This is a genomic window from Klebsiella sp. 10982 (assembly GCF_048589245.1).
Classification (GTDB): domain Bacteria; phylum Pseudomonadota; class Gammaproteobacteria; order Enterobacterales; family Enterobacteriaceae; genus Klebsiella; species Klebsiella quasivariicola.
The window spans coordinates 40363-65795 of record NZ_JBMAXV010000008.1; the positions used below are offsets into that span (position 1 = coordinate 40363).

Below are 25433 nucleotides of genomic sequence, written 5' to 3' on the forward strand. Positions count from 1 at the left end.
GATTGATGTTAGCGAAACGCCTCCAGGCGCTTAATCTGCTGACCGTCGGCAGTAAAGTTTTCCGCCGCCAGCCACGCCCGCAGCGCGGCATCGCGCGCAGGCCACTCGCCGTCGATGATGGACAGCATATCGCTGTCGCGCGTCCGCCCTTTGCGCACCAGCCTCTGCCGCAGACGTCCTTCCCAGCTAAAGCCCAGCCGCTCGGCGGCCCGGCGCGAGGCGACATTCATCGAATCGCATTTCCACTCCAGCCGACGATAGCCATGGTCAAAGCCGTTTTTGAGCAGTAGCCAGACCGCTTCGGTACCCAGCGGGGTGTTTTTCATCCGTCGCGACCAGGTGACATGGCCGATCTCAACCGTGCCCATTTCCCGCTCGATCGCCATATAGCTGACGAGACCCACCGCCTGCTCGCTACGCAGGTCAATCACCGCATACGGCACCAGAGCATCATCATTCACCTTGCCCGCGATCCAGTGGGCGGTCGCCGCCACGCTCTCCGGCCGCGTAGACGCCAGCCACGTCCAGTCGCTGTTGTCGCCGAGCGCATAGGCGGCAAACAGATCCGCCGCATGACGGTCAACGTCCAGCGGCTCCAGTCGGCAAAAACGGCCGTTTAACGCCGTCCGCCGCAGGACTTGCGCCCCCTGCCAGCCAGGAACAAGGTCGTTCACCTGCTGGCCAAATTCATTGATTTCCGGCACACCCACCTCCTCGCAATAGACAATGCGTTATAGCAAGAAGCCCGCAGCGGAGAAAGGCGCTTCTGCGATCCCGGCAATAACCTGTCGTTCTTGAATATGCGTTTTTAGCATAAGGATATCCTTATTTTGACTTTACGCCTTTTGGCAAGCGGCCTAACGTAGCGAGGCATAAAACAATAAAATAACCATTCTTCAGGGATTGCTCATGACCAAAAAACTGTTGCCTTTACTGGTACTGACGGCGCTCTCCGCCGCCGCGCATGCCGCCACGCCGCCCAACACGCTGGTAGTCGCCCAGGGTCTCGACGATATCGTCAGCCTCGACCCGGCGGAAGCGAACGAACTCTCCAGCATCCAGACGGTCCCCAGCCTCTACCAGCGTCTGGTGCAGCCGGACCGCAACAACCCTGAAAAAATCGTACCGATCCTCGCCGAAAGCTGGCAGGCCGATCCGGCGGCCAAGACCCTGACCATTAAACTGAAGCCGGATGCCAAATTCGCCTCCGGTAACCCGCTGCGCCCGGAAGATGTGATTTTCTCTTACACCCGTGCGGTGACGCTGAATAAATCGCCGGCGTTTATTCTCAACGTGCTCGGCTGGCAGCCGGACAACATCGCCAGCCAGCTGAAAAAGGTTGACGACCATACCCTGACGCTGCACTGGACCGCCGACGTCAGCCCGGCGGTGGCGCTGAATATTCTCTCCACCCCTATCGCCTCCATCGTTGATGAAAAACAGGTGGCACCGAACGCGAAAAATAATGACTTCGGCAACGACTGGCTGAAGATGCACTCGGCGGGCAGCGGCGCCTATAAAATGCGCGTCTACCAGCCGCATCAGGCCATCGTGCTGGAGGCCAACGCCAGCTCCCCCACCGGCGCGCCGAAGATCAAGAGCATCATTATTAAAAACGTCCCCGACCCGGCTTCCCGCCGCCTGCTGATCCAGCAGGGGGATGCCGACGTGGCGCGCGATCTCGGCGCTGACCAGATTGCCGCTCTGCAGGATAAACCCGGCGTGAAGGTGCTGAGCATCCCGTCCGCCGAGCAGAACTACCTGGTGTTTAATACCGCTAACAGCGCCAACCCGCTGCTCAATAACCCGGCTTTCTGGGAGGCAGCGCGCTGGCTGGTCGATTATGAGGGCATCACCAAAAATCTGCTGAAAGGCCAGTACTTTATTCACCAAAGCTTCCTGCCGGCCGGCCTGCCGGGGGCGCTGGAGACCAATCCGTTCACTTTCGACCCGCAAAAAGCTAAGGCTATCCTCGATAAAGCGGGCATTAAGGATGCCCACTTCACCCTCGACGTGGAGAACAAACCGCCGTTTATCACCATCGCCCAGTCGCTGCAGGCCAGCTTTGCCCAGGGCGGGGTGAAGGTGGATCTGCTGCCAGCCGCCGGCAGCCAGGTCTATGCCCGGGTGCGTGCGAAACAGCATCAGGCGGCGATCCGCCTGTGGATCCCGGACTACTTTGATGCCCACTCCAACGCCAGCGCCTTTGCCTGGAACGATGGTAAATCTAGCACCGTGGCCGGGCTCAACGGCTGGCAGATCCCTGAGCTGAATAAAGCCACCCTCGCCGCGGTGGCGGAGCCGGACCCGGCGAAGCGCCTCGGCCTGTACAAAACGATGCAGGAAACCCTGCTGCAGCATTCGCCGTATGTCTTTATTGACCAGGGGAAAACCCAGATCGTGGTGCGTGACAACGTGAAGGGCTATCAGCAGGGGCTGAACGCCGACATGGTCTGGTACGATAACGTGACCAAGTAAGCGGGCTTTGGTCACCGGGTACGGCGGCCTCGCCTGTCCGGATGGCCGACGCCTCCCCCGGGCCCGGTCGGCGTCGCGCCGCCGGGCACAATGCTGATATACCAGGAATTTCCATTTTTCATGCCATCGTTTTCCACTCACCTTACCCGCGTGCTGCAGGGGCTGTTTACGCTGCTGCTCACGCTGTTCGGGCTGCTGCTGGTCACCTTCTCGCTCTCCGCGCTGTCGCCCGTCGACCGCGTACTGCAGATCGTCGGCGACCATGCCAGCCAGTCGACCTATGACCAGGTTCGCCATCAGCTGGGTCTCGACCAGCCGCTGCCGGTGCAGTTCTGGCACTACCTGGTCAACCTGGCCCATGGCGATCTCGGTATCGCCAGCGCCACCGGCCAGCCGGTGCTCCATGACCTGCTGGCGGTTTTTCCGGCAACCCTTGAGCTGGCGACCCTGGCGCTGATCGTCGGCGCGGTACTGGGCATCGTCGCCGGGGTGCTGTGCGCCCGTTACGCCGGTTCGCCGTGGGATCTGGCGGTGCGCACCTTTACCCTGTTGGGCAACTCGGTGCCGATATTCTGGCTCGGCCTGCTGATGCTGGCCCTGTTTTACGCCCGGCTGCAGTGGGCGCCTGGCCCGGGTCGCCTCGACGATATTTATCAGTACACCGTCGAGCCACGCAGCGGTTTTGCGCTGATCGACACCTGGCTCGCCGGCGATACCGCGGCGTTTAAAAATGCTATCGGCCATCTGGTGCTGCCGGTGCTGCTGCTGGGCTATTACTCGCTGGCGAGCATCACCCGCCTGACCCGCTCCGCCTGCCTGAGCGAGATGAACAAAGAGTACATTCTGCTGGCGCGGGCCAAAGGGGCCGGAGAGATGACGATTTTGCTGCGCCACGTCCTGCCCAATATCCGCGGCACCCTGCTGACGGTGACCGCCCTCGCCTGGACCTCCATGCTCGAAGGGGCGGTGCTCACCGAAACCGTCTTCTCGTGGCCGGGGATCGGCCGCTACCTCACCACGGCGCTGTTTGCCGGAGATACCACGGCGATTATGGGCGGCACGCTGCTGATCGGCGTGAGCTTTGTGCTGATCAATAACCTGACCGACCTGCTGGTGCGGTTAACCGATCCGAGGGTGCGCTGATGCCGACTTATCTGTTTTTACGCCGTCTGCGTCGCTCCCCCGCCGCCTTCAGCGGCCTGACCCTGGTGGTCCTGCTGGTGCTGACCGCGCTGTTTGCCCCATGGCTGGCGCCGCACGATCCCAACTGGCAGGATGCCGCCGCTCGTCTGCAGGGACCCGGGGCGGGGCACTGGCTCGGCACCGACAGCTACGGCCGCGACCTGCTGTCGCGCCTGCTCTACGGCACCCGCCCGGCGCTGGGTCTGGTGGCGCTGGTGACCGCCATTACCCTGCCCGTCGGGCTGCTGGTGGGTATTCTCTCCGGCTACTATGGCGGGTGGCTGGAGCGGATACTGATGCGATTTACCGACGTGGTGATGTCGATGCCGCGCCTGATCCTCGCCTTCGCGTTCGTGGCGATGCTCGGCCCGGGGCTGGTCAACGGCGCGCTGGCGCTGGCCCTGACCACCTGGCCGGCCTACGCCCGTCAGGCGCGCAGCGAAATTCAGCGCCTGCGCCATAGCGACTACCTCGCCGCGGCGGAGATGCTGGGCATCCGCGGCGGACGGCTGCTGATCGGCCATATTCTGCCGCTGTGTCTGCCGTCGGCGATTGTCCGGCTGGCGCTCGATCTGGCGGGCATTATCCTCGCCGCCGCCGGGCTCGGCTTTCTCGGCCTGGGCGCCCGCCCGCCGATGGCCGAGTGGGGAGCGATGATTGCTGACGGGATGCAGGTGATTTTCGACCAGTGGTGGATCGCCGCCATCCCCGGCGCGGCGATCCTGCTCGCCAGCCTGGCGTTTAACCTGCTGGGCGATGGCCTGCGCGATATTCTGGAGCCGCAACATGACTGACATCCGACTGACCGTCCAGGGACTCGCCGTCGACTACCCCACCGCCCGGGTGGTGGACAACGTCAGCTTCACCCTCGGCAACGAGCGGCTGGCGCTGGTGGGCGAATCCGGCTCCGGCAAATCGATGACCGCCCGGGCGCTGATGGGCCTGGTGCGTAAGCCCGGGGTGGTGAGCGCCGAACGGCTGGAGGTGCTGGGACGCGATGTGCTAACCCTCAGCGCCCGCGGCTGGCGCGCGCTGCGCGGCAACGATATCGCTATGGTGCTGCAGGATCCGCGCTATGCGCTGAATCCGGTGCAGTCCATTCAGACGCAGCTGGAGGAGGCGTTAACCCTGCATCAGCGTCTCAGCCGCCGCGCGCGCACCGAGGCGGTCAAAGACGCCATCGCCGCCGTCGGTCTGGATCTGCCGGTCCTCAGCCGCTATCCCGGCGAGCTCTCCGGCGGGATGGGACAGCGGGTGATGATCGCCCTCGCGCTGCTCAATAACCCGCAAGTGCTGATTGCCGACGAGCCGACCTCGGCCCTCGACGCCCGCCTGCGCAACCAGATCCTCGAGCTGCTGGTGGAGCAGTGCGCGCAGCGGCAGATGGCCATGTTACTGATCAGCCACGATCTGCCGCTGGTGGCCGCGCATTGCGATCGCGTGCTGGTGATGTACCGGGGGAGACAGGTCGATGAGATGCCGGCGCGGGCGCTGCCGAGCGCGACGCACCCTTATACCCGCACCCTGTGGACCTGCCGGCCAAATGCGCACACTTACGGCCAGATGCTGCCGACCCTCGACAGAACCCAGGACTTTACGGAGACGGCCCATGGCGATCGTTAATCTTCAGGATTTGCAGGTAACTTTCGGCGCGAAGACGGCGGTCTCTGCCGCCAGTTTCCGTGTCGACGCCGGGGAAACCTTCAGCCTGATCGGCGCCTCCGGCTGCGGTAAATCGACGATTTTGCGCGTGCTCGCCGGATTACAGCGCGAATGGCGCGGCAGCGTGGAACTGCTCGGCCAGTCCATCGCGCCGGGCGCCCGCTTTCAGGGCGCGCTGCGGCGCAACGTGCAGATGGTGTTTCAGGATCCGTACGCCTCGCTGCATCCCAACCATACCCTGTGGCGCACCCTGGCGGAGCCGCTGCAGATCCACGGCATCCGCGACGTTGCTCCGCGAGTAACCACCGCCCTTGAGCAGGTGGGTCTGGCCGCCGACGCCGTGCGCCGCTATCCGCATCAGCTCTCCGGCGGCCAACGGCAGCGCGTGGCCATTGCCCGCGCCCTGCTGCTGCGCCCGCAGATCCTGCTGCTGGATGAGCCGACCTCGGCGCTGGATATGTCGGTGCAGGCGGAAATCCTTAATCTACTTAATCGTCTGAAACAGGAGCACGGCATGACCTATCTGCTGGTCAGCCATGATGCCGACGTCATCGCCCATATGTCCGATCGGGCGGCGTTTATGGCGGAGGGCGTGATCCAGCGCTTTTTCGATCGCGACGCGTTGGTCAACGGAGAGCACCGGATGAGCTGAGGTCAGCGGATGCGCCGCTGTTTTGTCGGGTGGCGCTTCGCTTACCCGACCTGGGATTCGCGCAACCTGTCGTTAATTTATTCACCAGTCTTGCTGAAACTGCCGGTGCTGGCGGCCTCAACATCGCTGAGACGTTCCCGGAAGGCCGGGGCAGCCCGCATGGATGCGGGCTGAGGGCCGTGTTTTGCATGGACGCTGCCTCGGCCCGGCCCGAAGCCTGCAGGGATAAGTCGAAGGCACCACGCAGTGGCGATGTTGCTGGCCGGAGCCCGGGGGTACAGGGGGCGGCGGCGACTGGCCGCCCCCTGTGCGCTCCCTGCGCCATGAGTGACATAACGCAGACGATTAACCGGGAGCGCAAACTACGCTGAAGCCACCGATAACATAAACAACCACACTGCAGTGCTTCCCCTCACCCTGGCCCTCTCCCGGAGGGAGAGGGAACTGTCCGGCTGGCGTTTAGGCCCGTGCAAGCGCAGCGCCGCCGGGCAATAATCAGGCACGGTACCCGTGGTGTTGCCGGGTGGCGGCTGCGCCTTACCCGGCCTACAGGATCCATTCACAGGCTCACACCCCGTAGGCCCGGCAAGCGCAGCGCCGCCGGGCAAGATATCAGGCACGGTATCCTTGATTTCGCCGGGTGGCGGCTGCGCCTTACCCGGCCTACAGGATCCACTCACAGGCTCACACCCCATAGGCCCGTGCAAGCGCGCCGCCGGGCAACAGTATCCGGCCCACTCCCCTACTTCGCCAGACTGGCAAAGCGAGCGAAGACCGCATCAAACATCGCCAGCCCTTGCGCTACCTGCTCAGCAGTAATGGTGCACGGCGGCACCACGTGAATGCGGTTCTCCACCACAAAGGCCAACAGCCCGGCCTCGGTTAAGGCCCCTTTGATCGCGGCCATGTCGGCGGCGGTCAGCGGCGTTTTTTGTTCACGGCTGCTCACCAGCTCCAGCGCCTGGAACAGGCCGCGACCGCGCACCTCGCCGATAATGGCGTGCTTCTCCGCCAGCGCCTCGAGACCGGGACGAAGCACCTCGTTGCCGATATAGGCCGCGTTCTCAACCACCTTCTCCTCTTTCATCGCGTCGATGGTGGCGACAATCGCCGCCATCGCCAGCGGATGGCCGGAGTAGGTCAGCCCGCCGGCAAAAAAGTGGTCGTCAAAATAGCGGGCAATCGGTTCGCTAATCAGTACCCCGCCCGCCGGCACGTAGCCCGCGTTAACCCCTTTGGCAAAGGTCACCAGATCCGGCACCACGCCATCTTGTTCGAAGGCGAACCAGCTGCCGGTACGGCCAAAGCCGGCCATCACCTCATCGAGGATCAGCACGATGCCAAACTCGTCGGCCAGGGCGCGCACACCCTGCATATAGCCTGCCGGCGGCACGAGGATCCCGGCGGTGCCGGGGATGGACTCCAGCAGGATCGCCGCGATGGCCGTCGGCCCCTCGCATTCAATGATCCGCCGCAGATGCGCCAGCGCGCGCTGGCACTCCTCTTCCTCAGTCGCGGCGTTGAACTCGCTGCGGTAAAGGTAGGGGTTGAAGAAGTGAACATGGCCGCGGGAGAACTCATTCGGCACCCGGCGCCAGTCGCCGGTAGCGGCGATCGCGCTGCCGGTGTTGCCATGGTAGGAACGATAGGCCGACAGCACCTTGTCGCGCCCGGTATAGAGCCGCGCCATGCGAATCGCGTTCTCATTGGCATCCGCCCCGGCGTTGGTGAAGAACACCTTGCTGAAGCCCGCCGGCGCCAGGTCGACGATGCGCTTCGCCGCTTCGCCGCGGGCAAGGTTGGCGGTGGCGGGCGCGATGGTGACCAGGGTCTCCAGCTGCGCCTTCATGGCCGCCAGTACCCGGGGGTGCTGATAGCCAATGTTGACGTTCACCAGCTGGCTGCTGAAATCGAGCCAGGTATTCCCCTCGTAATCCCATAGCTCGCAGCCTTGCGCCCCGGCAATCACCAGCGGATGGAGATTGCCCTGCATCGACCATGAATGAAACACATAAGCGCGATCCAGCTGCCGAACTTCATCATTGCTTACCGCGACCTCGTTCTGTAGTGCCAGCTTCATACCCTGCCCTCTCTCATGTCGTTGTGGTTGGCTTCATCATTGGCCGCGGCAGCGCAAAACGGATAGAGCCAGTGCGTGAAAAACGATGTGACACGGTGTCACATCCGCGTCCGCCGTCTGGCCCTGTGCCTTGCCGTCCGGCGTTTTTATAGTGGAGGGACAACCGCACAGGAGAATGACATGGCAACGAGCAACGTAGTGTTTATCACCGGGGCGACCTCGGGTTTTGGCGAAGCGGCAGCGCAGGTGTTTGCCGAGGCGGGCTGGTCGCTGGTGCTGACCGGGCGCCGCTATCCGCGACTGAAGGCCTTGCAGGACAGACTCGCCGCCCAGGTGCCGGTGCATATTATTGAGCTTGACGTTCGTGACAGCGAGGCGGTGGCTGCCGCCGTGGCGTCGCTCCCCGCCCCCTTCGCCGATGTCACCACCCTGATCAACAACGCCGGGCTGGCGCTGTCGCCGCTGCCGGCGCAGGAGGTGGCGCTGGAGGACTGGAAAACGATGATCGACACCAACGTCACCGGTCTGGTGACGATGACCCACGCCCTGCTGCCGACGCTGATCCGCCATGGCGCCGGGGCGAGCATTATCAATATCGGCTCGATCGCCGGACAGTGGCCCTATCCCGGCAGCCATGTGTATGGCGCCAGCAAAGCGTTTGTGAAGCAGTTCAGCTATAACCTGCGCTGCGATCTGCTTGGCACCGGCGTGCGGGTCACCGATCTGGCGCCGGGGATTGCCGAGACCGAATTTACCCTGGTGCGTACCAAAGGCGACCAGGCGGCATCGGATAAGCTCTATCGCGGCACCACGCCGCTGAGCGCGCGCGATATCGCCGAGCAGATGTTTTATATCGCCACATTGCCGGCGCATATGAACATTAACCGGGTGGAGGTGATGCCGGTGCGTCAGGCGTGGCAGCCGTTCGCGATTGACCGGGACTAGGCGGGCGCGTGGTTTTTCCCCTGCCGGCGATACCGGCAGGGGATGCAAGCCGGACTAACGGCTGCTTTGCAGAAACTGCCTGACGCGTTCGGAGTCAGGCTGAGTGAAGAACTTCTCCGGCGGCGCCTTCTCAATCAGTAGCCCCTTCTCCAGAAACACCACCTCGTTGGACACCTGGCGGGCAAAATCCATCTCGTGCGTCACCACCACCATGGTGTAACCCTCGGCGGCGAGGGCTTTCATGACCCCCAACACCTCATTAACCAGCTCCGGATCCAGCGCCGACGTCGGTTCATCGAAGAGAATCACTTCGGGCGACATCGCCAGTGAACGAGCGATCGCCACCCGCTGCTTCTGCCCGCCGGAGAGGGTGATCGGGTAAACATCGGCTTTGTGCGCCATGCCGACTTTCTCCAGTTGCTGCATGGCAATGGCCTTCGCCTCGTCTCGTTTCATGCCCTTGACGTGCAGCAGCGCCTCGCTGACGTTTTGCTGAACGGTCAGATGCGGCCACAGGTTAAAACTCTGAAAGACCATCCCCACCCGCTCGCGGATTTTGGCCAGCTGGCGGTGCGACATCGCCCGGCCGCGCTGCTCATCAATCCCCAGTCGCTGACCGCCGATATGAATTTCACCGCGGTCCGGCTGTTCCAGCCAGTTCATACAGCGCAGCAGTGTGGATTTTCCCGACCCGGACGAGCCGAGAATACTCACCACGGTCCCCTTCTCCACCGTCAGGTTAATATCCCGCAGGACTTCCACATTATCGAACTGTTTGGAGACGTTTTTGACGCTTACGGCAATAGACTCAGGCATGGCTCATTCCTCTTTTGGCTCCCCAGGCGGTCAGGCGCTTAATCAGCAGCTCCAGCAGAATGCTGATCGCCCAGTAAAGCCCAATGGCGACGATAAAGGCGTTAAACGGAATAAAATAGGTCGCCTGGACGCTGTTGGCGGCGGCGGTGATCTCCTGAACGGTAATAATGCTCAGGAAAGCGGTGTCCTTCAGGCAAATAATCAGCTGATTGCCGATCAGCGGTAAGGCGGAAGAGACGATATTGGGTAAAATAATCCGCCGAAAAATGGCATAGCGAGAAAAGCCCAGAGCAATCGCCGCTTCAATATATCCGCCGGAAAATACCCGCCGCTGGCTGCGCAGTATTTCAAAGAAATAGGCGCCATGATAAATAATCAGGGCCAGTAAACCGGCGGTCCACGGCTCCATGCTAATACCGAGCTGCGGCAGCCCGTAATACAGAAGATAAGCGAGGATCAAAAAAGGGATCGCGCGCATCAGACTGACGAAACCAATAATAATCCGGTTAATCACTTTCTTTTGATATTCGCTAAAATAACACAGCGCAATACCGATAATCAGCGCCGCCAGGGCGGCGGTAATAAACAGTTCGAGGGTCGCGAATAACCCGGCAATAAAGCTATCGCGAACCGACCAGATAACGCCCCACTGATTCATAATGCCTCCCGTTCCTAGCGCGCCAGACGCCTGGCTTTACGTTCCGCGATACCCTGCAGCTTCAACAAACAGCCAATGATCACCACATACAGCAGGCCGGCGGCGAGGATCGGCGACAGCGGCTCGTAGGTGACCGAGGAGATACGGTTGGTGACCCGGGTGAGATCCACCACGCCAATCACGGCGATGGCCGGGCTACCTTTGATCAAAAAGGACATCTCATTGACCAGCGCCGGCAGGCTCTCGATCCACATCTGCGGCAGCATGATGTAGCGGAAGTAGGTCCAGCGGCGCATTCCCACCGACTCCGCCGCCTCCCGCTGTTCGCGCGGAAAGGTGCGGAAGGCGTTGCGCCAGATCTCAGCGTTAAACGCCGACGTGTTAAGCGTCAGCGCCACGATGGCGGCCACATTCTTGTCGAGGTTAATGCCCATCGTCGGCAGCGAAAGAAACAGAAACAGCACCAGCGTCACCAGCGGCGTCGCGCGGGCCAGGCTGATATAGACCACCAGCAGCTGGTCGATCACCGGCAGGCGCAGCATCCGTACCAGGGCGATCAGCAGGCCAGCCACCACCCCGAAGGCGATAGCGATGGCCGAAATCCAGAGGGTCGTCCATGCGCCTTCGATTAATAACTGCCAGGAAATTGCATCCATGAGGCCCTCCTTCTCAGCAACAGGCGGCGGTCGCCCGCCGCGGAATATTACAGTCCGGCGAGTTTGTGAAACTGTTCCGGGCTGGTGATCGCCTCGGTCGGCAGGTTGTCATAGGTTTCGCCAAACCATTTTTTCTGCAGCTCGGCGAGCTTGCCGGTCTCCTTCATGTGGTTCATAAACTTGGTCATATAGGCCAGCAGCTGCGGCGAGTTTTTCGGGATCGGCCACGCCATATACCCCGGTCCGGAGACAGCCAGCCCTTTGGCGAAGACCTTCGGTTTGGCTTTCGCCAGGTCGTTTACCGAGATCACCACGTTAATCACGTAATCCAGCCGCTTATTCGCCAGGTCGGCGTAGGCTTCCGGATAGGAGGGATATTCCACCACCGGTCCCAGCTTGCCGCCGGTCTTCTCCAGCATCGCCTTCAGCTCCGGCAAACGCGCCAGCAGCGCGCTCCCGGCCTGTACCCCCACTTTTTTGCCGCTGAGATCGGCAATCGTATTTAACGAGGTATCGCCAGCGCGTTTGACGAAATAGTGCTGTGCGGAGGCCCATGGCGGGGTGAAATCAAAGACCTTCAGCCGCTCATCGGTAATCACCGCCCCGGTTAAGGCCATATCGTATTGCCCGGTGGAGACGGCCGCTAATAATCCGGTCCACGGTAATATGCTCTGGTCGACATGGAATTTGGCGTATTTACGTAATTCCTCAAGCATATCTTTGTTAAAGCCATCGGCCTGGCCATTATTCATAAAGTTAAACGGCGCATAATCATCTTCCGTCGCCACTTTCAGGGTGCCGGATTTTTCTATTTCCGGAAGATCGGCCGCGACGGCGTGATAAGAAAAAGCGACCGTTAATACAGCGCTCAGACACATTGATGCCAATGATTTTTTCATTATTTCACCCCTGATGGATTGGCCAGACGGGTTCATTCCAGAACGCGAAAAGGTTTCTGCAAAATAGTGGCCGGGGACGTTCCGGTCCACGGCGGCTGAATACGTTTTTAATGTGGGAGCGTTTTTCGATTCCGTATAGAGCCAGATGGGCCGCATCGCTGTGTCAGATGGCGGCAGGGTGGTATGGAATTTGCTGAGTGTAACAGGTGGTCGCAATGCGTTATTGCCAGAGGAGCCCCGTATGATCCGTCACCTGTTACACGTTGATTTTCAGCCTGGCCGCGGTTTGCAGGAACAGGTGCGAGAGACGCTGGTGAATGCCATTCTCAGCGGGATCTTCGCCGCCGACACCCCACTGCCCTCCTGTCGCCAGCTGGCCAGCCAGCTTCGCGTCTCGCGCAACACCACTGCGCTGGTGTTTGAAAGTCTGGTCAACGAGGGCTACCTGATTAGCCGCCCACGAAGCGGTTACTACCTGCATCCCGACTATCATGAAGCTTCGCCTGCCGCCGTCGAGAGTGCACCGCAGCGCGAAGCCGCTGCACCACGCTGGAGCGACCGGCTGCAGATGACCCCCAGCCAGCAGGAGTCGATCCTCAAACCGGCGGGCTGGATGCACTACCGCTACCCGTTTATCTACGGCCAGCCCGATACCCGGCAGTTCCCGCTGGCCACCTGGCGCTCGGCGGCGAACTGGCTGCACGGCGGGGTGCGCGACCCGGCGTGGGTCATCGACCATATTGACCAGGATGTGCCGATGCTGATCGAGCAGATCCGTACCCGGGTGCTGCCCAAGCGCGGCATTGTCGCCGCGCCGGACGAAATTCTCATCACCCTGGGCTCGCAAAATGCGCTCTACCTGCTGACCCGACTGCTGCTATCTTCCACCACCCGCATTGGCGTCGAAAACCCCTGCTTTCGCGAAGCCATCAACACCTTTCTGCTCGCCGACGCCGAGGTGGTGCCGCACCCGGTGGATGAAGAGGGGATCGTGCTTAATGAGCGTCCCTGCGATTACTACTATGTCACTCCAGGCCATCAGGTGCCCACCGGGGTGACCATGAGCAGTGCGCGGCGTCGCCAGCTGCTGGAGCATGCCGCCCGCCATGACGCGGTCATTATTGAAGATGATTATGACTCGGAGAGTAACTTTACCCTCAACCCGCTGCCGGCGCTGAAGGCCAGCGATCGCAGCGGCCGGGTGGTGTATGTCAGCAGCCTGTCAAAAGCGCTGTCACCGGGGCTGCGGCTGGGGTTTATGGTCGCCGACCCGGACCTGATCGACGAGGCGCGCGCCCTGCGCCGGCTGGTCTATCGCCATCCGCCGACCAACATTCAGTACCAGATGGCCCACTTCCTTGCCCAGGGCCATTATGAAACCCATCTGCGGCGCTACCACTATGACTCCGCCCAGCGCTGGGAGCGTCTGCACGCCGCCCTGCAGCGCTATCTGCCGTCGTGTCGCGCGCTGGCGGGGAGCGAACATGCTAACGCCTTCTGGCTGCAGACCCCGGCGCAGATCAACACCCAGCAACTCACCTGGCGCGCCGCCCACGCCGGCGTGCTGATTGAGCCCGGCGCGCGCCATTTTCTCAGCGCCGCGCCGCCGGATAACTACTTTCGCATGGGGTTCCACGCCATTAACCCTGACGCCATCGCTCAGGGGGTGGAGGTCCTGCGCGGCCAGCTGGAGCAGATGGGTTAGCGGTATTGTTCATACTCAACGGCGTCGCGCACGCTGAGCAGCGCCGGGCGCAGGCTGTCGAGAGGAACCGAACCGAGCGCAATGCGCAGCGCCTGCGGGATCGTGGCGGAGACGCAGAACGGCTCGGCGGTCGACACCGAAATACGGCGTTCCATCAGCGCGTTCGCCAGCCGATCGGCCCGGCTCTCTTCACCCAGAGGCAGCCAGACGAAGTACGAATCGGGATGACTCACCACGGGAAGCCCACAAAGCACCTCGCGGGCCACCTGCTGCCGCTGTCGCGCATCCTGTCGTTTCTGCGTTTCAAAGCGGGCCACCGTGCCATCTTCAATCCAGGCGCAGATCAGCGAACTTATCAGCGTCGGCGTATTCCACGTCGTGGCCCGGATGGCGTGCTCAATCTCCGGGCGATAGCACGGCGGAGAAATCACCACCCCCACGCGCAGCCCGGTGGCGATATTTTTTGAAAATCCGGTGACATACACCGTTCTTTCCGGCGCATAGCTGACCACCGGCGGCGGCGGATGGCTCACCAGCCGGGCGTAGGCGGCATCCTCAATAATCAGCAGATCGTGCTGGCGCGCGAGATCGGCCAGCGCCTGCCGCTGCCCGGTGTTGAGCACCCAGCCCAGCGGATTGTGCAGCGTCGGCATGGTATACACCGCCCGCACCCGCCGCTGCTGGCACAGGGTATGCAGCGCCTGCAGGTCCGGCCCCTCCGGTCGACAGGGGATCGCCGCCAGCTCCAGATGATACAGCGCCGCCAGAACCTTGAAGCCCGAATAGGTCAGCGCATCCACCGCCACCACATCCCCCGGACGTAACAGCCCCATGACGGTCACCGCCAGCCCGTGCTGTGCGCCGTTGACGATCAGAACATTTTCCGCGTCCGACGCAAAGTGCTGGCAGGTCAAATGGCGGGCGATAATTTCCCGCTCGGCGAGCCGTCCGGCATGAGGCTGATAGCGCAGATGCGAGTCAATATCGCCCGCCATCGCCAGCTGCCTGAGCGCCTCGCGCAGCGCATCGCCCTGCTCAGGCAGCGAAGGATAGTTAAAGTTAAGATCCACGACGTCGGCGGCGACCGCCTGCTGATCGACCCCATGCCCCGGCGGTAACGAGAGATCGCGCACGAAGGTGCCGCGGCCGGTTTCGCCGCTGACCAGCCCCATCTCTTCCAGTTCACGATAGACGCGCGTGGCGGTGGCCAGCGAGAGGCGTTCTTCGGCGGCAAGGGTACGGTGCGTCGGCAGACGGCTGCCCGCAGGCAGCTGCCCGCTGCGGATCGCCTGGGCATATCGGTCGACAACGGCTTTGTATCGGGCTTTCATCGTGAAATGTATCTATGACAATAATTTGATTGTATTAGATTGGCCACATTACCATCGCCGAAGACGATGCTCAAGCGGGTGCAGCCCATCTGATAACGCGAGGTTAACGTGGTAGATTCAACACTGGATAAATCGGTGCCCGGCCCCTGGTCCGGATGGCTTCATGGTTTACTGGGGGTGATTATTTTTAGCGGTTCGCTGCCCGCGACGCGGCTGGCGGTGCAGGATATGGATCCGTTGTTATTGACCTTCCTGCGCGCCTTCATCGCCGGGCTGCTTGCCGTCGCGCTGCTGGTCGGCTTTCGCCAGAAACGCCCGTGCCTGTCGCAGCTTGTGCCGTTGATCATCGTCTCATCAGGGGTGGTGATCGGCTTTCCCCTTCTCACGGCGCTGGCCCTGCAGCACATCACCTCAGCGCATTCGATTGTGTTTATTGGCCTGCTGCCGCTGATGACCGCCCTCTTCGGCGTACTGCGCGGCGGCGAACGCCCGCGGCGGGCTTTCTGGATCTTTTCGCTGCTGGGCAGCCTGCTGGTGGTGGGATTCGCCCTGACGCAAAGTGCGGCGGCGTCACTCAGCGGCGATCTGCTGATGCTGGCGGCGGTTATCGCCTGCGGCCTCGGCTATGCGGAAGGGGCAAAGCTGACAAGGGAGCTCGGCGGCTGGCAGGTGATCTGCTGGGCGCTGGTGATAGCCCTGCCGTTGATGCTCCCCGCCTCGCTGCTGGTTCAGCCTGCGTCCTGGCATGCCATATCGGCCTCCTCCTGGGCGGCGCTCGGCTATGTGTCGCTGTTCAGTATGCTGATCGGCTTCATCTTCTGGTACAAAGGGCTGGCCGCGGGCGGGATCGCCGCCGTCGGCCAGCTCCAGCTATTGCAGCCGTTCTTCGGGCTTGGCCTGTCGGCGGCGCTGTTGCACGAAACCGTCAGCCCCTTGATGCTGGCGGTCACGCTGGGCGTGGTGCTGTGCGTGGTGGGCTCGCGCAAATTTGGCCGCCAGCGGGTTGTCGCAGGGAGCGGGAACACCAATTGACCGGGCACGTCGCCCGACATCGCGGGCGGCGAATGGATAAGCCGCGTAGCAAAGCCAACGTAAATGTGTGACGGGTATATACTTCAGGGAACACCTCGACCGGGAGAGACTATGCCTTTAGCCGATTTTCACCGCTCCGATCCTTTTACCCTCGGTATCGAACTGGAGCTGCAGGTGGTAAACCCGCCGGGTTACGACCTCAGCCAGGATGCCTCGACGCTGATTGCCGACGTCCAGCATCAGCTGACCGTGGGAGAAGCCAAACACGACATCACCGAGAGCATGCTGGAGATCGCCACCGGGGTGTGCCGCGACATCAGCCATGCCCAAACCCAGCTCAGCGCCATCCAGCAGGCGGTTCAGCGCGCGGCGCTGCGCCATCATCTGCAGATCTGCGGCGGCGGTTCGCACCCCTTTCATGCCTGGCAGCGCCAGCAAATCAGCGACAATCCGCGCTATGTCAAAACCGTCGAGCATTTTGGCTATCTGGCGCAGCAGGCCACGGTCTTTGGCCAGCATGTGCACGTCGGCTGCCAGAGCGGCGACGACGCCCTCTATCTGCTGCACGGCCTGTCACGCTTTGTACCGCACTTCATCGCCCTTAACGCCGCCTCGCCGTGGTTTGACAGTACCGACAGCCGCTTCGCCTGTTCGCGCCTGAACCGCTTCTCCTCCTATCCCGACAACGGTCCGATGCCGTGGGTGGCAGACTGGCAGGGGTTTCGTCGCCTGTTCCGCCAGCTGAGCTACACCAGCATGATCGACAGCATGAAGGATCTGCACTGGGACATTCGCCCCAGCCCGCAGTTTGGTACCGTCGAGGTGCGGGTGATGGACACCCCCCTGACCCTCGCCCAGGCGATCCATATCGCCGGCTTTATTCAGACCCTGGCCTGCTGGCTGTTGACGGAGCGCCCCTTTAAGCACCAGCCTGATGACTATCTGCTGTACCCCTTCAACCGCTATCAGGCGTGCCGCTATGGGCTGGACGGGACCCTCACCGACGTGCGCAGCGGAGAGCAGCGCAGTATCCGCCAGGAGATCCTGCAGCTCGCCGACCGGCTGGCCCCCTTCGCCCATCAGCTGAAGGCGACGGCGGCGCTGGAGGCGGTGGTCCGTCAGGCGAAATCGCCGCACAGCGAAGCGCAGCAGATGCGCGAGTTTATCGCCAACGGCGGTTCGCTTTCCGGCCTGGTGCAAAAACACTGTGAGATTTGGGCGGCATAAGGCAGCGAGGCGGGTATACTCGGCGCAGACCATAGAAAGGACTGCCCATGTTATTACGTTGCCTGCTCCCCCTGGCGCTGCTGCCTCTGGCCGCCGTTGCCAGCGCCGCCTGTACCCTCACCGACCCGACGCTGACCCTGCAGAGCTATCGGGTGGATGCGCAGAAAGAGCGCATTGCGATGTACTGGCAGGATCGGCACGGCAAAGCCTGGGGTTCCCTGCGTTCGCTGTTGGCGGGTATCGATGGCGATGGCCGGGTGCAGATGGCGATGAACGGCGGCATTTACGATAAGGCCTACGCGCCGCTGGGGCTGTATATCGAAGACGGCAAACGGCTGACGCCGGTCAACCGCTCCGCCGGCGGCGGGAACTTCTTTATCCGCCCCGGCGGCGTGTTCCTGGTGGCGAACGGCCGGGCGAAAATCGTGCCGCTGCCGGCGTACAAACCCTCTCCCGCCATCCGTTATGCGGTGCAGTCCGGCCCGATGCTGATTGAGAATGGCATCATCAACTGGCGGCTGAAGCCCTCCGCCAGTTCGCGCAAGCTGCGTAACGGGGTGGGCATCGATAAGCAGGGCCGGGTGGTGTTTATGCTCAGCGATCGCGAGACCAACTTCTATGATTTTGCCTGCTATGCGCAGTCAAAGCTCGGAGTGCGGCAGATGCTTTATCTTGACGGCACGCTGTCGAAGATGTACCGCAAAGGCGGCAGCGTGCCATGGCAGTATCATCCGTTCGTGACCATGATAACGGTGGAGAGAAAATAGCGGGCGCCCGGCACAAAAGCAGCGCCGAGCCCGCCGTCCTTATCCGTTCACCAGCGAAGGACTACCCTTTTCTGCCAAACCAACGTGAACGGAAAATCCCCCCTCACCCTAACCCTCTCCCAAAGGGAGAGGGAACCGCCCGGCAGACGCTGTTGCTCCGGCAGATAAGGCCAAACGCAACGTGAACGGAAAATCCCCCCTCACCCTAACCCTCTCCCACAGGGAGAGGGGATCGACAGGCAGACGCTGTGGCGCAACGCTTACCCCCGCCGATGCGCCCACTCACGCATACGCTGAAACAGCACATACAGCGACGGGATAAACAGGATGCCAATCATCGTCGCCACCAGCATACCGCTGAATACCGTGGTGCCGATGATCCGCCGGCTCTGCGCCCCGGCGCCGGTGGCGAGCATCATCGGCATGATGCCGATAATAAACGACACCGCGGTCATCATCACCGCGCGGAAGCGGCGGGTGGCCCCCTCGCGCGCGGCGTCAACTATCGACAGCCCCTCCTCGCGCCGGCTGCGGGCGAATTCAACAATCAGAATCGCATTCTTCGCCGCCAGGGCAATCAGCAGCACCAGCCCTATCTGAACATACACATCGTTGGCATAGCCCGCGGTCCACAGCCAGAGCAGCGCTCCGCCGATGGCGAACAGCACCGAGAGCATGACGCTCGCCGGCAGCGTCCAGCTCTCATACTGCGCCACCAGGAACAGCCACGCCATCGCTACCGCCGCCAGCACGATCCACACTGCCTGATTGCCGGTCTGCTGCTCCTGCCAGGAGATCCCGCTCCAGGCGTAGTCATATCCCGGCGGCAGATGGGCCCGCAAAATCTGCTCCATGGCCGCCATCGCCGTGCGGCTGCTGACCCCCTCGGCCGCTGAACCGCTCACCGACACGGACGGGAACTGATTGTACTGCTGAATAAACGGCGCCCCCACCGTCGGCGTAATGGTGACCAGATTGCTCAGCCGCACCCGCTCGCCGTCGCGGCTGCGGACGTACAGCTCGCTAATCTGCTCTGCCCGCTCGCGCCACTGCATCTCATTTTGCATCACCACATGATAGACACGGTTGTTACGGCTAAAATCGCCGGCGCGCGTGCCGCCAAACGCCGTCTGCAGGCTGCTGAAAATCTGCGCCACCGGCACATCCAGCAGCGCCGCCCGGTCGCGGTCGACCGTCAGGGTCAGCTGCGGCACGTTGCTGCTCCAGGTGGTAAACACCCGGCTCAGCTGCGGATGCTGGTTCGCCCGCTGGAGGATCTCCCGCGTCACCTGCTCCAGCTCCGCCGACGACTGCCCGGCCTGCGCCAGGATGCGCAGATCAAACCCCGAGGCATTGCCCAGGCCCGGCAGGGTCGGCGGCGCGAAGGTCATGATCGTCGCCTCCGGCAGTGACAGCAGCTGGCGCTGGATATCCGCCATCACCGCATCCAGCGGCGGCCGCTGATGCCAGTCCTTGAGCATGACCGAGATAAACCCGCCGTTAGAGGCGCTGGTGCCGTTGAGAATGTTGAAGCCGGACACCTGAATCACATCTTCCACCGCCGGGTTAGCCATCAGCAGCTTGCGCGCCTGGGCCATCACCGCTTCGGTACGCTCCAGCGACGCCGCCTCCGGCAGCTGCACGCTGGCAAACAGGTAACCCTGATCTTCCTGCGGCAGGAAGCCTTTCGGCATCGAGGTGAAGCTGAACGCCACCAGCGCGCCTGCCGCCACCGTCGCCGCCAGCGCCAGCCAGGGACGGCGGTTCATCCCGCCCACCAGCCGGCCATAGCCGTCGCGGGTGCCGTCGAGAAGACGGTTAAACGCCCGCCACACCGCCGCTGGCCGGGCAGGACGCGGGCGCAGCAGCAGTGCGCAGAGGGCCGGCGTCAGGGTTAGCGCCACCAGGCTCGACAGGGCCACCGCAGTGGAGAGCGTCACGGCAAACTGCCGGTACAGCTCGCCGACGATCCCCGGCAGCAGCGCTACCGGCACAAACACCGCCAGCAGCACCAGGGTCGTGGCGATCACCGGCCCGGCGATCTGCTGCAGCGCCTGGGCGGTGGCCTGCAGGCGGTCCAGCCCTTCCGCCATTTTGGTTTCCACATTCTCCACCACCACAATGGCGTCATCCACCACCATCGTCAGGGCAAGAATGATCGCGAACAGGCTGAGGGTGTTGGCGCTGTAGCCCAGCAGATAGAGCACCGCAAAGGTGCCGATCAGTGACACCGGGATCGCCAGCACCACGATCAGCGTCGCCCGCCAGCTCTGCAGAAACAGCGACACCACCACCACCACCGCCAGCAGGGTCAGCGCCAGCGAGACGCCGATCTCTTTGATCGTCGCCGCCACAAAGCGGGTGGTATCGAACTTCACCTCCCAGGTGAGATCCGCCGGAAAGCGAGTGTGCAGGCGGTTAAGCTCCGCACGCACTGCGCTGGCGACCTGCAGGGCGTTGGCGGTGGGCGTCGGATAGATCCCCAGATAGGCCGACGCTTTACCGTTCAGCTGCGCGCCGGAGCTGTAGCTGCGGGCGCCCAGCTCAATGGTCGCCACGTCAGCGAGGCGAACCAGCTGCCCCTGGGCGCCGCGGCGGATAATAATCTCGCCAAAGCTGGCCGCCTCGTTCAGACGCCCCAGCCCGTTGATGGTCAGCGTCTGCTGCTGGCCGTTGAATACCGGCGGGGTGCCCACCTGCCCCGCCGCGCCCTGCACATTCTGCTCGCGCAGCGCCTGGGCAACGTCATCCGTGGTGATGTTGAGGGCGTTCATGCGGTCCGGGCGCAGCCAGATGCGCATACTGTAATCCCGGGCGCCAAACATCTGCACCTCACCGACGCCGGGCAGGCGGGCCAGCGCCTCGCGCACCTGGGTGCTGGCGTAGTTACTGACAAACAGCGGCGACAGCGTGCCCAGCGGCGAGTAGAGGCTCACCCCCATCAGCAGGTTGCTGGCGCGCTTGCGGACCTGGACGCCATTCTGCTGCACCTCCGTCGGGAGCTGCGCCAGCGCCTGCGCCACCCGGTTTTGCACGTCGATCGCCGCCAGGTCGGCATCGGTGCCCGCCGCGAAAGTAATGCTCAGGCGGTAGGTCCCCTCATCCGAGCTGGTGGACTCCATATACAGCATATGATCGACGCCGTTGAGCTGGGTCTCCAGCGGCGCGGCGATGGCTTCCGCCACATCTGACGCGCTGGCGCCCGGCCAGCTGGCGCTGACGTTCACCACCGGCGGGGTGATCGCCGGGTACTGCTCCACCGGGATCAGCTTCAGCGACACCGCGCCGACAAAGGTCAGCAGCAGCGCGATCACCATGGCAAATCGCGGACGACGGATAAAAAAGGTCAGCATCCCTTCTCCTTACTTAGTTCAGCACCTGTACCGCGGCGCCTTCGCGTAAACGCTGCGCGCCGTCGGTGATCACCTGCTCGCCCGCCTGCAGCCCTTTCTCCACCGCAAACTGCTGCCCCTGCTGCCCGGCGAGGGTCAGACGACGCTGCCCGGCGGTGTGGTCCGGCTTCAGCACCCAGCTGAAAAAGCCCTGCGGATCCTGCTGTACGGCGGCAGCCGGGACCATCACCCGCGACTGCAGTTCCTGCGGACGGAACAGGATCGTCACGCTGCCGCCCGGCAGCAGACGGTGCTGCGGATTGGCGAACTCCGCCCGCACTGCCACGCTGCCGGTGCGGGCGTCAATCCGGTTATCGATGGAGGTCAGCACGCCGTCGCGTCGTTGGCCATCCACCTCAATCTGCGCCAGCCACGCCTGCTTCAGGGCGTGGATGTCGGCATGCTGGCCGGTTTTGCTGAAAAACGCGGCTTCGTCGAGGGCGAACGACACCCGCACCGGATCCAGCTGCACGATGTCCACCAGCACGCCGCTGGACGAGTTGACCAGCGTCCCGACGTGAAAAGCGCTGTGGCCCACGCGCCCGGTCACCGGCGCCGCAATCCGGGTGTAGCTGAGCACAATCTGCTGGGCCTCGACGCGGGCTTTCGCCTGCTGCACGGCGGCGGCGGCGACGTCGCGCTGCATCCGGGCCGTATCGACGTCGTTGCGGCTGATGGAGTGGTTGTTGATAAGCCGCTCGTAGCGAGTGAGCAGCTGCTGCGACTGACGTAATGAGGCTTCGGCGCTTTTCAGCTCAGCCTGCGCCAGGGCCAGGGCCGCACGGGGCTGCGCGTCGTCGAGGGTAAACAGCAGGTCGCCTTCGGTAACATACTGCCCGTCCTGGAAGTGGCGCTGAACTATCACCCCTTCGGTGCGCGCGCGAATGTCGACGGCGCGGATCGCCTCGACCCGTCCGGGAATAGCGCGTTCTTCAGCGTGAGGCGCCCGTTCAACCGTGGCGACGCGAACCGGCACCGCCGGCGCGGCGGTCGCCGTCAGGGCGCCGCCAGCCAGACCGCAGGCCAGCAGAGCAAAGCGGAAGGTTTTAATCATAGGGGATCCTTGCGACAGTAACGCGCGCCTGCAGCGAGGCGCGCGAGATCGATCAGGCCGTTTTGCGGAACCGGCGCGTCAGACGCTTCTCGACTTCCACCACCAGGAACATGGCGATGCCGATGACCAGGGTGACAAACCAGTAGCGCAGCGGCAGCGCTTCCGTCCCAAACATGCTCTGCATCAGCGGGACATAGATAATGACCAGCTGCATCAGCAGCAGGACACCGGTCACCAGCCAGATGCCTTTGTTGCGCAGCAGCCCCATGCTCAGGGAGAAGCTGTCGCTGCTGCGGCAGTTGATCATGTAGACCCACTGCGCTGTCACCAGCATCTGCAGCAGCACGGTGCGGATAAACTCCGGGCTGTGGCCGCGCGGCGCCAGCCAGGCCTCAAGGATAAAGGCGGCAATAGCAATCATAGACCCGACGAAAGCCACTCGCCATACGGCGAAACCATCCATCACGTGCTGGCCGGTTTTACGCGGCGGGCGGTTCATCACGTTGCGCTCTGCGGCTTCAAAGGCCAGGCCGAAGGAGAGCGTCGCCGACGTCGCCATGTTCATCCACAGGATCAGCACCGGGGTCAGCGGAATAATGTTCCCCGCCAGCAGGGCGATGATGATCAGCAGCCCCTGCGCCAGGTTGGTCGGCATGATGAAGAGGATGGTCTTCTTCAGGTTGTCATAGACCCGACGGCCCTCTTTTACCGAGCTGGCGATGGTGGCGAAGTTATCATCGGTCAACACCATGTCAGCCGCCTCTTTGGTGACTTCGGTACCTTTGATACCCATGGCGATACCCACGTCGGCCTGGCGCAGCGCCGGCGCGTCGTTGACGCCGTCGCCGGTCATGCCGACCACTTCGCCGTTATCCTGCAGGGCTTTCACCAGGCGCAGCTTATGCTCCGGGCTGGTACGGGCGAAGATGTCGTACTCCACCGCCGCCTTCGCCAGCGCCGCATCGTCCATGTGCTCGAGCTGGTAGCCGGTCATGGCCTGGCTGCTGTTGGTGATCCCCAGCATCTGGCCGATGCTCATCGCCGTCTGCGGATGGTCGCCGGTGATCATCTTCACGCGGATCCCGGCGGTCTGGCAGGCGTGGATGGCGTCAATGGCCTCTGGCCGCGGCGGATCCATCATCCCGGCGATGCCGAGGAAAATCAGCCCCTCCTGCAGGTCCTCATGGTTCAGCGTGGTGGCATCGAGGCTGGCAGGCTTACAGGCCGCCGCCACCATCCGCAGCCCCTGGCGGGCGAAGCGCGCCATCTCCTCTTCCCAGTACTGCGCCTCGAACGGCACCGCGCCCTGGCGGCTCATCTGCTCGCGGCACATGGCGAAGATAACGTCCGGCGCACCGGTGATCAGCACCCGGGCATCGCCATCAATGTGCTGCAGGGTCGACATATATTTGTACTGTGAGTCAAAGGGGATCTTGGCCACCAGACGGGCCTCCACCGCCGGGAGCTGCGCTTTCGCCGCCAGCACCTTCAGCGCCCCTTCGGTCGGCCCACCGGTGATCCCCCACAGACCGCGCTCATCCTGGATAAGCTGGCTGTCGTTGCACAGATCGATGGTGCGCAGCCAGGTCTCCAGCACGGTGCCCGACTGAACCTGCACAGGCTCATCGCTTCCCTCGAGGAAGATCCGTCCCTGCGGCTCATAGCTGTCGCCTTCCACCCGGTAGCAGCAGTCGGCCGTGATGATCGCTTTAACGGTCATTTCGTTCATCGTCAGGGTGCCGGTTTTATCCGAGCAGACCACGGTCATGGCGCCGAGGGTTTCCACGGTCGGCAGCTTACGAATAATCGCCCGCTTGCGCGCCATCGTCTGCACGCCCAGCGACAGAATAATCGAGATGATCGCCGGCAGCCCCTCCGGTACCGCGGCCACCGCCAGGCTAATCAGCGACAGCAACAGCTCGCCCATCGGGATATCCCGCAGCGCGAGGCTGAAGATAAACAGCGCCACCATCATGGCGAGGATAATGGCGAAAATCGCTTTGCCGAGCTTATCCATCTGCACCAGCAGCGGGGTACGGTGCTTCTCAATACCCGCCATCATCTGGTTGATATGGCCGAGTTCGGTCTGCGCGCCGGTGGCGGTCACCACGCCGACGCCGCCGCCAGCGCTGACGGTGGTCCCGGAGAAGACCATATTCACCCGGTCGCCCAGCGGCAGATCGCCCTCCAGCGCGTCGGTGATTTTATCGACGACCGTCGACTCGCCGGTAAGGATCGCCTCTTCCACCCGCAGGTTGTGGGTTTCAATCAGGCGCATATCCGCCGGTACGCGGTCGCCGGCGCGCAGGATAACGATGTCCCCCGGAACCAGGTCGCGCGTCGGGATAGTCTCATGTTTGCCATTACGCTGGACGCGGGTATCGCTGGAGAGCATGTTGCGGATCCCCTGCAGGGATTTTTCGGCGTTGCTCTCCTGGATATGGCCGATCAGGGCGTTAATCACTGTCACGCCGAGGATCACCAGGGTATCGACCCAGTGACCCATGATGGCGGTCAACGCTGCGGCGGCCAGCAGCACATAAATCAGTACGTCGTTAAAGTGGGCGAGAAAGCGCAGCCAGCCCGGTTTACCCTTCTTTTCCGGCAGGGCATTCGGACCAAAGGTATTCAGGCGCTCGGCGGCGTCTGCGGAATTTAACCCAGCGGCCTGGCTTTTTGTCTGCGCCAGCACTGCGTCAACGGTCTGCTGCCAGACCTGCCGTGGCGCGGTGTCGCCCGAGGGCGTCGTAAACTTTGGGTTATTCATCTTGGTCAAATTACATTTTCCTTATAAATTCCGTGAGTCGGAAAGCCTGAAATCATTCCTGGCCAATGAAGTAAAAGAGGGCAAAAAAATGCCGATAAAAATGTGAACCAATACAAGCCTAAATTTTTCG

Annotated in this window: 20 protein-coding genes; 10 read left to right on the forward strand and 10 right to left on the reverse strand. The window is 62.7% G+C overall.

What is annotated here, in order from left to right:
- Positions 1-8: 8 nt before the first annotated feature.
- Positions 9-704: a GNAT family N-acetyltransferase gene (locus ACKLKD_RS09440; RefSeq protein WP_074386597.1), complete on the reverse strand. Its 696-nt coding sequence runs from the start codon at positions 702-704 to the stop codon at positions 9-11.
- A gap of 205 nt (positions 705-909) precedes the next feature.
- Between ACKLKD_RS09440 and ACKLKD_RS09445 the strand changes: the two genes are divergently transcribed.
- The 5 genes from ACKLKD_RS09445 to ACKLKD_RS09465 all read left to right on the forward strand — a co-directional run bounded on the left by ACKLKD_RS09445 (position 910) and on the right by ACKLKD_RS09465 (position 5974).
- A complete protein-coding gene (locus ACKLKD_RS09445) occupies positions 910-2478 on the forward strand; it encodes an ABC transporter substrate-binding protein (protein ID WP_087806276.1) in 1569 nt (522 codons plus the stop codon).
- A 120-nt stretch (positions 2479-2598) separates the two neighbouring features.
- Positions 2599-3621: an ABC transporter permease gene (locus tag ACKLKD_RS09450; protein ID WP_080897307.1), complete on the forward strand. Its 1023-nt coding sequence runs from the start codon at positions 2599-2601 to the stop codon at positions 3619-3621.
- Complete coding sequence (locus ACKLKD_RS09455) at positions 3621-4454, forward strand: ABC transporter permease (RefSeq protein WP_025714282.1); 834 nt, start codon at positions 3621-3623, stop codon at positions 4452-4454. The genes ACKLKD_RS09450 and ACKLKD_RS09455 overlap by 1 nt, the downstream gene beginning before the upstream one ends.
- Complete coding sequence (locus ACKLKD_RS09460) at positions 4447-5283, forward strand: ABC transporter ATP-binding protein (protein WP_080897308.1); 837 nt, start codon at positions 4447-4449, stop codon at positions 5281-5283. Before ACKLKD_RS09455 ends, ACKLKD_RS09460 begins: the two co-directional genes overlap by 8 nt.
- Positions 5270-5974, forward strand: a complete 705-nt coding sequence (locus ACKLKD_RS09465; RefSeq protein WP_080897309.1) for an ABC transporter ATP-binding protein — start codon at positions 5270-5272, stop codon at positions 5972-5974. Before ACKLKD_RS09460 ends, ACKLKD_RS09465 begins: the two co-directional genes overlap by 14 nt.
- A 742-nt stretch (positions 5975-6716) precedes the next feature.
- On the opposite strand, the gene ACKLKD_RS09470 is transcribed toward ACKLKD_RS09465, so the two are convergent.
- Positions 6717-8054, reverse strand: coding sequence for an aspartate aminotransferase family protein (locus tag ACKLKD_RS09470; RefSeq protein ID WP_080897310.1), 1338 nt, complete (start codon positions 8052-8054; stop codon positions 6717-6719).
- Positions 8055-8234: 180 nt separating this feature from the next.
- On the opposite strand from ACKLKD_RS09470, the gene ACKLKD_RS09475 reads away from it, so the two are divergent.
- Positions 8235-8999 carry an SDR family NAD(P)-dependent oxidoreductase gene (locus tag ACKLKD_RS09475; RefSeq protein ID WP_080897311.1) on the forward strand — a complete coding sequence of 255 codons (765 nt, stop codon included), beginning with the start codon at positions 8235-8237 and terminating at the stop codon, positions 8997-8999.
- Between the two features lie 54 nt (positions 9000-9053).
- Here the strand turns inward: ACKLKD_RS09475 and ACKLKD_RS09480 are convergent, their stop codons facing one another.
- The 4 genes from ACKLKD_RS09480 to ACKLKD_RS09495 are packed head-to-tail and all read right to left on the reverse strand — an operon-like array spanning position 9054 to position 12028.
- Positions 9054-9815, reverse strand: a complete 762-nt coding sequence (locus tag ACKLKD_RS09480; protein ID WP_008805553.1) for an amino acid ABC transporter ATP-binding protein — start codon at positions 9813-9815, stop codon at positions 9054-9056.
- Positions 9808-10473 (reverse strand): amino acid ABC transporter permease, encoded by a 666-nt coding sequence (locus ACKLKD_RS09485; protein WP_025714456.1) that lies wholly within the window; start codon positions 10471-10473, stop codon positions 9808-9810. The genes ACKLKD_RS09480 and ACKLKD_RS09485 overlap by 8 nt, the downstream gene beginning before the upstream one ends.
- Positions 10474-10487: 14 nt before the next feature.
- Positions 10488-11129 (reverse strand): amino acid ABC transporter permease, encoded by a 642-nt coding sequence (locus tag ACKLKD_RS09490; protein WP_004142522.1) that lies wholly within the window; start codon positions 11127-11129, stop codon positions 10488-10490.
- A 47-nt stretch (positions 11130-11176) separates the two neighbouring features.
- Positions 11177-12028 (reverse strand): transporter substrate-binding domain-containing protein, encoded by an 852-nt coding sequence (locus tag ACKLKD_RS09495; protein WP_022631237.1) that lies wholly within the window; start codon positions 12026-12028, stop codon positions 11177-11179.
- Between the two features lie 241 nt (positions 12029-12269).
- Here ACKLKD_RS09495 and ACKLKD_RS09500 point away from each other — a divergent pair, with 241 nt between their 5' ends.
- Entirely contained in the window at positions 12270-13733 is a 1464-nt protein-coding gene (locus tag ACKLKD_RS09500) for a PLP-dependent aminotransferase family protein (RefSeq protein ID WP_080897312.1), read from the forward strand.
- Here the strand turns inward: ACKLKD_RS09500 and ACKLKD_RS09505 are convergent.
- A complete protein-coding gene (locus tag ACKLKD_RS09505; protein ID WP_087806280.1) occupies positions 13730-15064 on the reverse strand; it encodes a PLP-dependent aminotransferase family protein in 1335 nt (444 codons plus the stop codon). The genes ACKLKD_RS09500 and ACKLKD_RS09505 overlap by 4 nt on opposite strands.
- Positions 15065-15187: 123 nt before the next feature.
- Here ACKLKD_RS09505 and ACKLKD_RS09510 point away from each other — a divergent pair, with 123 nt between their 5' ends.
- The 3 genes from ACKLKD_RS09510 (at position 15188) to ACKLKD_RS09520 (ending at position 18090) form a co-directional block, all read left to right on the forward strand.
- A complete protein-coding gene (locus ACKLKD_RS09510; protein ID WP_087806320.1) occupies positions 15188-16096 on the forward strand; it encodes a DMT family transporter in 909 nt (302 codons plus the stop codon).
- A gap of 111 nt (positions 16097-16207) precedes the next feature.
- On the forward strand, positions 16208-17323 hold the full coding sequence (locus tag ACKLKD_RS09515) for a YbdK family carboxylate-amine ligase (RefSeq protein ID WP_025714460.1): 1116 nt from the start codon (positions 16208-16210) through the stop codon (positions 17321-17323).
- A 47-nt stretch (positions 17324-17370) separates the two neighbouring features.
- Positions 17371-18090, forward strand: a complete 720-nt coding sequence (locus tag ACKLKD_RS09520) for a phosphodiester glycosidase family protein (protein WP_025714461.1) — start codon at positions 17371-17373, stop codon at positions 18088-18090.
- Positions 18091-18350: 260 nt separating this feature from the next.
- Here the strand turns inward: ACKLKD_RS09520 and ACKLKD_RS09525 are convergent, their stop codons facing one another.
- The 3 genes from ACKLKD_RS09525 to ACKLKD_RS09535 are packed head-to-tail and all read right to left on the reverse strand — an operon-like array spanning position 18351 to position 25312.
- Positions 18351-21443 carry an efflux RND transporter permease subunit gene (locus ACKLKD_RS09525; protein ID WP_087806282.1) on the reverse strand — a complete coding sequence of 1031 codons (3093 nt, stop codon included), beginning with the start codon at positions 21441-21443 and terminating at the stop codon, positions 18351-18353.
- Positions 21444-21456: 13 nt separating this feature from the next.
- Positions 21457-22536 (reverse strand): efflux RND transporter periplasmic adaptor subunit, encoded by a 1080-nt coding sequence (locus tag ACKLKD_RS09530; protein WP_025714463.1) that lies wholly within the window; start codon positions 22534-22536, stop codon positions 21457-21459.
- Positions 22537-22588: 52 nt separating this feature from the next.
- Positions 22589-25312, reverse strand: a complete 2724-nt coding sequence (locus ACKLKD_RS09535; protein WP_165931831.1) for a cation-transporting P-type ATPase — start codon at positions 25310-25312, stop codon at positions 22589-22591.
- Between the last annotated feature and the right edge of the window lie 121 nt (positions 25313-25433).

What these genes read in the sequence shown, in the direction of transcription:
- ACKLKD_RS09445 (WP_087806276.1), top strand. Translation starts at nt 910, where the DNA reads ATGACCAAAAAACTGTTGCCTTTACTGGTACTGACGGCGCTCTCCGCC.
- ACKLKD_RS09450 (WP_080897307.1), top strand. Translation starts at nt 2,599, where the DNA reads ATGCCATCGTTTTCCACTCACCTTACCCGCGTGCTGCAGGGGCTGTTT.
- ACKLKD_RS09455 (WP_025714282.1), top strand. Translation starts at nt 3,621, where the DNA reads ATGCCGACTTATCTGTTTTTACGCCGTCTGCGTCGCTCCCCCGCCGCC.
- ACKLKD_RS09460 (WP_080897308.1), top strand. Translation starts at nt 4,447, where the DNA reads ATGACTGACATCCGACTGACCGTCCAGGGACTCGCCGTCGACTACCCC.
- ACKLKD_RS09465 (WP_080897309.1), top strand. Translation starts at nt 5,270, where the DNA reads ATGGCGATCGTTAATCTTCAGGATTTGCAGGTAACTTTCGGCGCGAAG.
- ACKLKD_RS09470 (WP_080897310.1), bottom strand. Translation starts at nt 8,054, where the DNA reads ATGAAGCTGGCACTACAGAACGAGGTCGCGGTAAGCAATGATGAAGTT.
- ACKLKD_RS09475 (WP_080897311.1), top strand. Translation starts at nt 8,235, where the DNA reads ATGGCAACGAGCAACGTAGTGTTTATCACCGGGGCGACCTCGGGTTTT.
- ACKLKD_RS09480 (WP_008805553.1), bottom strand. Translation starts at nt 9,815, where the DNA reads ATGCCTGAGTCTATTGCCGTAAGCGTCAAAAACGTCTCCAAACAGTTC.
- ACKLKD_RS09485 (WP_025714456.1), bottom strand. Translation starts at nt 10,473, where the DNA reads ATGAATCAGTGGGGCGTTATCTGGTCGGTTCGCGATAGCTTTATTGCC.
- ACKLKD_RS09490 (WP_004142522.1), bottom strand. Translation starts at nt 11,129, where the DNA reads ATGGATGCAATTTCCTGGCAGTTATTAATCGAAGGCGCATGGACGACC.
- ACKLKD_RS09495 (WP_022631237.1), bottom strand. Translation starts at nt 12,028, where the DNA reads ATGAAAAAATCATTGGCATCAATGTGTCTGAGCGCTGTATTAACGGTC.
- ACKLKD_RS09500 (WP_080897312.1), top strand. Translation starts at nt 12,270, where the DNA reads ATGATCCGTCACCTGTTACACGTTGATTTTCAGCCTGGCCGCGGTTTG.
- ACKLKD_RS09505 (WP_087806280.1), bottom strand. Translation starts at nt 15,064, where the DNA reads ATGAAAGCCCGATACAAAGCCGTTGTCGACCGATATGCCCAGGCGATC.
- ACKLKD_RS09515 (WP_025714460.1), top strand. Translation starts at nt 16,208, where the DNA reads ATGCCTTTAGCCGATTTTCACCGCTCCGATCCTTTTACCCTCGGTATC.
- ACKLKD_RS09520 (WP_025714461.1), top strand. Translation starts at nt 17,371, where the DNA reads ATGTTATTACGTTGCCTGCTCCCCCTGGCGCTGCTGCCTCTGGCCGCC.
- ACKLKD_RS09525 (WP_087806282.1), bottom strand. Translation starts at nt 21,443, where the DNA reads ATGCTGACCTTTTTTATCCGTCGTCCGCGATTTGCCATGGTGATCGCG.
- ACKLKD_RS09530 (WP_025714463.1), bottom strand. Translation starts at nt 22,536, where the DNA reads ATGATTAAAACCTTCCGCTTTGCTCTGCTGGCCTGCGGTCTGGCTGGC.